This window comes from Methylobacterium symbioticum (assembly GCF_902141845.1).
GTDB lineage: Bacteria > Pseudomonadota > Alphaproteobacteria > Rhizobiales > Beijerinckiaceae > Methylobacterium > Methylobacterium symbioticum.
Map to the genome: position 1 here is coordinate 56,021 of NZ_CABFPH010000024.1, position 7,945 is coordinate 63,965.

Consider the following 7,945-nt stretch of genomic DNA (forward strand, 5'->3'; position numbering starts at 1 on the left):
ACCCCGTTTCGTCCGATCCGAGGATAATTGCCCATGCCGGTCACGAGAATGCTGAGGCCGGCCGTGTCGGACTGCCTGCTCAGTCAGGCAGCTGCGGCTCAACCATCCGATGTCTCGACGCCCACCACAGGGCGCCCGGCAAACCTCTGCCAGGAACTTGTCGCCTTCGTGCGTCAGTCGACGGCCGGCACGCAGGCCAGGGACACGCCTGCGCGCCTGGCAACGGCCGTGTCGGCGAAGAACAGCGGTGACACGTCGGCGAAGCCTGCCGCGGACAGGACGCCGCAGAACAGTTCCGGACAGAGCGGCCAGATAACCGCGTCGGGCCCAGGTGCCGCCGGCCCGCAGGGGCAATCACAGGACGCGGCAGCGCCTGCGGGGTCCACCGCCACTGCCGCGGGATTGGAGCGGAGCGGTTCGTCCACGCAGCCGGACACGTCGAAGCCGTCTGCCGGGAACGTGACGCAGATCGAGGCCGCTGCGCCGGCTAATGATCTCTCGGCCTGCCGGGCGGCCGCGCAGACCATGCGCCGGGCCGGCGTCGTGATGCCCGCGCCACTCCTGGCCCTCGCCGCGATGACGCCGAGGCTGTTGGAAGGCGTCTCCGCCCCGTAGCGGGCTCGCCCCTGCACCCGGTCCCCCCTCCGATCGCGCACGCCCTTCCGCTCACACAGGATCACGCCTCATGACAGACCGCCCGAGAACTTCCTGGCTGATCCCAGCGCTCCTCGGCTCCGCCGCCGCGCTGGGCGCATCCGCACTCTATGCCGTCTACCAGAACCGGGAGGCCGAGCGCCGAACGCCCCCGATCGGAGACTTCATCACCGTGGACGGCGTGCGCCTGCACTACGTCGAGCGCGGGCAAGGCGAGGCCCTGGTGCTCATCCACGGCAACGGCACCATGATCCAGGACTTCCTGAGCAGCGGCATTGTCGACGACCTCGCCCAACGCTTCCGCGTCATCCTCATCGATCGCCCCGGCTACGGCTATAGCGATCGGCCGCGCGGCGTCTGGACACCGCGTGCCCATGCGACGCTGTTCCAGAAGGCCCTTCAGCAACTCGGCGTCACCCAGGCCGTAGTGCTCGGCCACTCCTGGGGGGCGCTGGTCGCCGTCGCCCTCGCGCTGCAGGCCCCGCACCTCGTGCGCAGCCTCGTCCTGGCTTCAGGCTACTACTACCCGACACTGCGTGCGGACGTGGTTCTAGCGTTCCCGAGCGCGATCCCGATCCTCGGCGACCTCCTGCGCCACACCGTCTCGCCCGCGGTCGGGCGTGCGCTCCTGCCGGCAATGATCAAGGGCATGTTCGCGCCGGCCGCCATCCCCGAGCGCTTCGACCGGGAGTTCCCGACCGACATGATGCTGCGCCCGCTGCAGCTGCGCGCGTCCGCCGAGGATGCGGCGATGATGACGCCGGTCACGGTCGAACTGCAGAGGCACTATCGCGACCTCAAGCTGCCCGTCGCGATCATCGTTGGCGGCGACGACCAGATCGCCGACGTTGGACGTCAGTCGCAGCGGCTGCACGATGAATTACCGAACAGCACGTTCGTCGAGGTCCCCGGCATGGGGCACATGATCCATCACCTCGCGCCCGAACAGGTCGTCGAAGCCGTGGAGCTGGCCTCGAAGCAATCCCGGGCCGCGGCCGCATGAAGGAGGCAGCGATGCGCGTCGAGACCTGCTTTCTGTTCGATCTGGACGGCACGCTCGTCGATAGCGTCTACCAGCACGTACTCGCCTGGAGCCAGGCGCTGGACGAGGAGGGGATCGCCTTGTCCGTCTGGCGGATCCACCGCAAGATCGGCATGAGCGGCGGCCTCTTCACGAACCAGCTCCTGCGGGAAACGGGTCAGGACATCAGCGAGGACCGCATCGCGCGCCTCGCCCGCCTCCACGCCGATGCGTACGGACGGTTATCCGCACAGATCCGTCCATTGCCCGGGGCACGCGCTCTACTGGCCAATCTCACTGCAGCCGGCATCCCCTGGGCCATCGCCACGAGCGGCCGAATGGAGACGGCCCGGGTGAACCTGCGCGCCCTCGATGTCGATCCCGAACGCGTGCCGGTGGTGACGCGCGATATGGTCAAATACGCCAAGCCCGATCCAGACCTCTTCCTGGCCGCAGCCGAGAAGCTCGGCAGGGGCGTCGAAACGGCCGTGATTGTGGGCGACTCCATCTGGGACATGCTGGCGGCGCGGCGCTGTCGCGGGCTCGGGGTCGGCTTGCTGTCGGGAGGCTACGGCGCTGACGAGCTGGAGCGGTCCGGAGCTGTGCGGGTCTACGAGGATCCGGCCGATCTGCTCAAGCATCTCGACGAGGTGGGAGGACGCCGCTGATCCGAGTGATGCGGGCCGTGCGGCGGTCCAGCGGAATTGGGGCCTGCATGTAGGAGGCCGCGTAGAGCCTCAATCGATATTCCAGCCGCAGGGTCGATTTTTCAGTTCCGATCATTGACCTGTGACCGCCCGAGGATCCGCAAAGGGTCGGACGCAGCCCCTCGGGACGATGCTCTATCCCAGCAGCCGCTCGAACAGGGTCCGGACACCGGCCCGCTCGGCATCGAGCTGCGCGGCGAGGGTGCGCGCGTCGGGCAGGCCCACGGCGACGGCGAGGCGGGCGAGGGCGGCAGCCGGCGCCTCGCCGGGATCGCCTTCCACCATCAGGCGCTGCCAATGGTGCACGTCGTCGAACAGGCGGTAGGCTTGGCCCAAACGCTCGGCCGCGTCCCCCTCCAGCAGCCCGAGCTCCGCGGATCGCGACAGGACCTCCGGCGCGTCCCGGCCGATCAGGTCCGGATGGTCGGCGGCATGGCCAAGCACGAGGCTCTGCGCCAGGAAGTCGAGGTCGAGCAGACCGCCGGGGCTGAGCTTCAGATCGAGCGGGCCGCCATCGCCCTTCTCGCGGGCGACGAGGTCGCGCATCGCCCGCACCTCGCGGTTGACCGCCGCCGGGTCGCGCGGGCGCGCCAGCCGCTCCCGGATCGCGGCGGCGGCCTCCGTCCCGAGGCCGGGATCGCCGCCAAGCACGCGGGCCCGCGTCAGCGCCATCTCCTCCCAGAGCTCGACCTCCTCGGCGAGATAGGTCCGCAGGCTCTTCAGCTGGGTCGCGATCATGCCCTGCCCGCCGCCGGGGCGCAGGCGCAGATCCACCTCGTAGAGCCCGCCGCGGCGGGTCGGGGCGGTGAGTGCGGCGACGAGCCGCTGCGTCAGGCGGTTATAGGCCACCGCGGCGTCGAGGGGGCGGCGCCCGTCGCTCGTCCGGTTCTCCGGGTCGAAATCGTAGAGCACCACGAGATCGAGGTCGGAATCGGCGGTGAGCTGGCAGGAGCCGAGCCGGCCGAAGCCGAGCACCGCGATCCGGCCGCCGGGGATCCGGCCGTGATCGGCCTCGAAGGCGCGGATCACCGCCTCGAGGCTCGTCGCGACCGCGGCCTGCGCGATCCCCGAGAAGGCGCGGCCGGCGCCGGAGGGCGGCAGGATGCCGGAGAGCAGCCGCGCCCCCGTGACGAAGCGCATCTGCCGGGCGGCGTCGCGGCTGCGATCCAGGAAGTCCTCGTGCGCGGCGGGCGCGCCCACCAGCGCCCGGTACTGGGCCTCGAGCACGGCCGCATCCGTCGTCGGCTCGACGAAGGCGGGATCGATCACCGCGTCGAGCACGTGCGGGCTGAAGGCGACCGTGTCGGCGAGCCGCGGCGCGGTGCCGAGCAGATCCGCGAAGAGCAGGCGCAGCCGCTCGTGCGAGCGCAGGATGGTCAGAAGCTCCACCGCCGCCGGCATCTGGCCGAAGGCGCGGTCGAGGCTGGCGAGGGCCGCGTCCGGGTCGGGCGTGCCCGACAGCGCCTGGATCAGTGCCGGCACGAGCTCGGTCAGCACCTCGCGGGCGCGCGGGCTGCGCACGGCGGGGCGCCGGCCGAAATGCCAGCCGCGCACGGTCTCGACCGCCCGCTCCGGCTCGCGGAAGCCGAGCTGGCGCAGGGTCTTCAGGGTGCCGGGATCGTCGCCCGTCCCGCTGAAGACGAGGTCGCCGATCCCCGCCGAGAGGTCGGGCTCGGCCTCGAACAGCAGGGCGTAGTGGGCCTGCACCCGGCGGGCCTGGGCGAGAAGCGCCGCCTCGAAGGCCGCCCGGTCGGCATAGCCCGCGAACTTCGCGAACCGGTCGAGGGCGTCGGCGTCGTCCGGCAGGCGCTGCGTCTGGGCGTCATCCACCATCTGGAGGCGGTGCTCGATGCCGCGCAGGAAGCGGTAGGCCTCGGCGAGCTGGTCGCGGGCCTCGGCATCGATCCAGCCCTCGGCTTCGAGCCCCGCCAGCATGTCCAGCGTCCGGCGACCGCGCAGCGAGGCGCGCCGCCCGCCGAAGACGAGCTGTTGCGTCTGCACGAAGAACTCGATCTCGCGGATGCCGCCGCGCCCGAGCTTGATGTCGTGGCCGGCCACGCCCAGCGTCTCGTGCCCGCGCACCGCATGGATCTGGCGCTTCATCGCGTGCACGTCCGCGATCGAGCCGAAATCGAAATACTTGCGCCAGATGAAGGGCCTGAGCTCGGCCAGGAAGCGCTCGCCCGCCGCGATGTCGCCCGCGACCGGCCGCGCCTTGATGAAGGCCGCCCGCTCCCAGTTCTGGCCGACCGTCTCGTAATAGCCGAAGGCCGAGTTCAGGGAGATCGCGGTCGGCGTCGAGCCGGGATCGGGCCTGAGACGGTAATCGACCCGGTGGACATAGCCGTCGCCGGTGCGGCCTTCGAGGAGCTTGGCGAGCCCCTGTGCCAGCCGGCTGACGAAGGGCGTCGGCTCGGTGCCGTCCTTGAGCGGCACGGTCTCGGGATCGAAGAAGACCACCAGGTCGATGTCGCTCGAATAGTTGAGCTCGCCGGCGCCGTGCTTGCCGAGCCCGAGCCCCACGAGGCCGGACTCCCTCTGCGGATCCGCCGGATCCTGGGGCAGGAAGCGCCCCAGCCCCGCCGCCGGCAGGAGCAGCGCGTCGAGGGCGCCGGAGACCGACGCGTCGGCGAAACCCGAGGGGGCGCCCGTCCCCCGCTCCGGGGGCCAGACCCCGCCGATATCGGCCAGCGCCACGAGCAGGGCGAGGGCCTGCCGGTTGAGGCGCAGGCGCCGCGAGACCGCGTCGGGATCGACGCGCGCGCCGGATTCCGGCCGGCCGGCCGCGCGCTGGTCGGCGACGAGGCGGGCGAGGCTGTCCTCGGGCGGATCCGCGAGCAGGCGGGCGAGCCGCGCGGGGTCGCGCCGGGCGATGCCCCAGAGAAAGGGGGAATGGTCGGCGAGCCCGAGGAGGAGGTCGCGCGCCGGGCCCCGGCGCAGGGCGGCCGGCAGATCGGCGGCGATCTCCGCGAACCGCGCCTCGGCCCCGGCCGGGTCGGCGAGGACCGGGGCGGCGCTCAGCCGGGCGTGCAGGGCGTCCGCTGTCATGGCGCGCCTTCCTCCAGGCGCGTCCCATCAGGATGGACGCCGTTCGGCGGCCGGGACGCGCATCAGATCGCGGACGGAGATGCCGGCCCGCCCGCAGCGTGATCGGGCACGATCCCCGTCGTTTCGGGGATGCTTAGCACGACGCGCAGGCCCGGCGCATGGTCCTCCAGGGCGAGATCGCCCTGGTGCAGGCGCGCCACCGCGTTGACGAGGCTGAGGCCCAGGCCGAATCCCGGCCGCGAGCGGGCCTCCTCCAGCCGCACGAAGCGGTCGAGCACGCGGCCGCGCTCGGATTCCGGGATGCCCGGCCCGCGATCGGCGACGCTGAGGCGGATCATCCCGTCGCCGCGCGCGGCCGTCACGGCGATGCGCCCGCCGCCGGCTCCGTACTTGATGGCGTTGTCGATGAGGTTGGCGAGCGCCTGGCCGATCAGCTCGCGGTTGCCGGTGCAGACGAGGCCGTCCGGCGCCGTCACGTCGAGGGCGAGGCCCTGCTCCTCGGCCAGCACCTCGTAGAGTTCGCCGACACCGCGTACCAGCGGACCGAGATCGAGCTGCGCGACGATCGCGCTGGCGTTGCCGGCTTCGAGGCGTGCAATCATCAGCAACGCGTTGAAAACACGGATGAGCCCGTCGCTTTCCTCGATCACACCCTCAAGCGCCGCCCGCAGCTCCTCCGGCGCGCGCGACCCGAGCAGGGCTTCGTCGGCCCGGTTGCGTAGGCGCGTCAGCGGCGTCTTGAGGTCGTGGGCGATGTTGTCGGAAACCTCGCGCAGGCCGCGCATCAATTCGCCGATGCGCTCCAGCATTAGGTTGAGATTGAGGGCGAGCCGGTCGAGCTCGTCCCCATTGCCGGCCACGCCCAGCCGATCGTCGAGATCGCCGGCCATGATGGCCCGCGTCGTACGTGTCATCGCGTCGACCCGGGCGAGCACACGGCTCGCCACCAGCCAGCCGCCGACTACGCCGAGCACCACCACCACGGCGAGCGATGAGGCGAAGGCGCGCCCGATCACGGCGCGCAGGCGATCGCGCTCCTCGGTATCGCGCCCGACCAGCAGGCGGAAGCCGCCGGGCAGCGTGAAGATCCGCACGATCGCCCGGTGCTCCGCGCTCTCCGCGCTGCCGCGGGCATAGGCGATCTCTACCTGACCCGGCCGTTCGAGGATGCGCGCCGGCACCTCGGAGACGTTGCCGACGACACGCTCCCCGAGCGCCGTGGTAACGAGATAGAGCGAGGCGCCGGGCTCGCGCGAGCGCCGCTCCACGACGGTGATCAGCCGGCGCAGGCCTCCGGCATTGTATTGCTCGGAGAGACCATTGATCTCGGCATCAATGGTGGAGACGATCTGGTCGTCCAGCACCTGCCGCGCGTTCCAGGCGACGTAGCCCAGCGCCAGGAAAGCGCAGGCCGCGAAGATCGTGAGATAGGCGAGCGACAGCTTGAACGCGGTTGTCCGGAAGAGCTTCTGGAACCGGGCGAAGACGCTCTCGGGAGCTGCGAACTCAGCGCTCATCCGTCCGCAGCACGTAGCCCGCCCCGCGCACGGTGTGGATCATCGGATGCTCGAAGCCGCGGTCGATCTTGGCGCGCAGGCGTGAGACATGGACGTCGATGACGTTGGTCTGCGGATCGAAATGGTAGTCCCAGACATGCTCCAGCAGCATCGTTCGGGTCACCACCTGCCCGGCATGGCGCATCAGGTATTCGAGCAGGCGGAACTCGCGCGGCTGCAGCACGATCTCCTGGCCTGCCCGCGACACTCGGTGCGAGAGCCGGTCGAGTTCGAGCTGGCCGACGCGGTAGGCAGTGGCCTCTGCTGTCCCTTGCGCGGGCGCGCCACGCCGGGCCAAAACCTCGGCGCGGGCGAGGAGCTCCGAGAAGGCATAGGGCTTCGGCAGATAGTCGTCGCCGCCGGCGCGCAGGCCCTTCACCCGGTCATCGACCTGACCGAGGGCCGAGAGGATGAGGACGGGCGTCGTGACACCCTGCTCGCGCAGTGACCGGATCAGCGAGAGCCCGTCGAGCTTCGGCAGCATGCGGTCGACGATCAGCATGTCGTAGCCGCCCTCGCGGGCGAGCGCGTAGCCGTCAAGCCCGTCGGTGGCCTGGTCGGCCACATGCCCGGCCTCGCGAAAGGCCTTAGCGAGATAGGCGACCGCCTCCCGGTCGTCCTCGATGATCAGAAGCCGCATGGATTCCGTCCATACAGCGGGCGGGGCGAGCTGAGAACGGTGCGTCTGCGAAGCGGCCAAAGCCCCCTCCCCTCTGAAGAGCGGACAGGTTGGATGAGCCGTGCTTGCCGGAGGCTTCCCGGCGCATGACGAATTTGTAAGGGGACCGAGACGACGAAAGGCCGCCTCCTCACGGAAGCGGCCTTTCTGATAGGTGAGATCGTGTCGAGGGTGTGTGTGATTGCGTTGGGCAGGCCTGGCGGCGACCGACTCTCCCGTGTCTTGAGACACAGTACCATGGGCGCTGGTGCGTTTAACGGCCGAGTTCGAGATGGGATCG

The 7,945-nt window shown here is 70.7% G+C and carries 6 protein-coding genes and 1 rRNA gene; 2 read left to right on the forward strand and 5 right to left on the reverse strand.

The genetic code is table 11. The features are described from left to right. Positions 1-173: 173 nt before the first annotated feature. Positions 174-632 (reverse strand): hypothetical protein, encoded by a 459-nt coding sequence (locus MET9862_RS29310; RefSeq protein WP_185156825.1) that lies wholly within the window; start codon positions 630-632, stop codon positions 174-176. A 53-nt stretch (positions 633-685) separates the two neighbouring features. On the opposite strand from MET9862_RS29310, the gene MET9862_RS10740 reads away from it, so the two are divergent. Together MET9862_RS10740 and MET9862_RS10745 are read left to right on the forward strand one after the other, a co-directional pair. After that, on the forward strand, positions 686-1,657 hold the full coding sequence (locus MET9862_RS10740) for an alpha/beta fold hydrolase (RefSeq protein ID WP_142582996.1): 972 nt from the start codon (positions 686-688) through the stop codon (positions 1,655-1,657). An 11-nt stretch (positions 1,658-1,668) separates the two neighbouring features. Further along, positions 1,669-2,343: an HAD family hydrolase gene (locus MET9862_RS10745; protein ID WP_142582997.1), complete on the forward strand. Its 675-nt coding sequence runs from the start codon at positions 1,669-1,671 to the stop codon at positions 2,341-2,343. A 174-nt stretch (positions 2,344-2,517) separates the two neighbouring features. On the opposite strand, the gene MET9862_RS10750 is transcribed toward MET9862_RS10745, so the two are convergent. From MET9862_RS10750 to rrf, 4 genes are all read right to left on the reverse strand, one after another. Continuing rightward, a complete protein-coding gene (locus tag MET9862_RS10750; RefSeq protein WP_142582998.1) occupies positions 2,518-5,430 on the reverse strand; it encodes a bifunctional [glutamine synthetase] adenylyltransferase/[glutamine synthetase]-adenylyl-L-tyrosine phosphorylase in 2,913 nt (970 codons plus the stop codon). Between the two features lie 62 nt (positions 5,431-5,492). Then, positions 5,493-6,947, reverse strand: coding sequence for a sensor histidine kinase (locus tag MET9862_RS10755; RefSeq protein WP_142582999.1), 1,455 nt, complete (start codon positions 6,945-6,947; stop codon positions 5,493-5,495). After that, positions 6,937-7,626, reverse strand: a complete 690-nt coding sequence (locus tag MET9862_RS10760) for a response regulator transcription factor (protein WP_142583000.1) — start codon at positions 7,624-7,626, stop codon at positions 6,937-6,939. Before MET9862_RS10760 ends, MET9862_RS10755 begins: the two co-directional genes overlap by 11 nt. Positions 7,627-7,859: 233 nt before the next feature. Beyond that, a 5S ribosomal RNA gene (gene rrf, locus MET9862_RS10765) occupies positions 7,860-7,945 on the reverse strand; the annotation flags it as partial.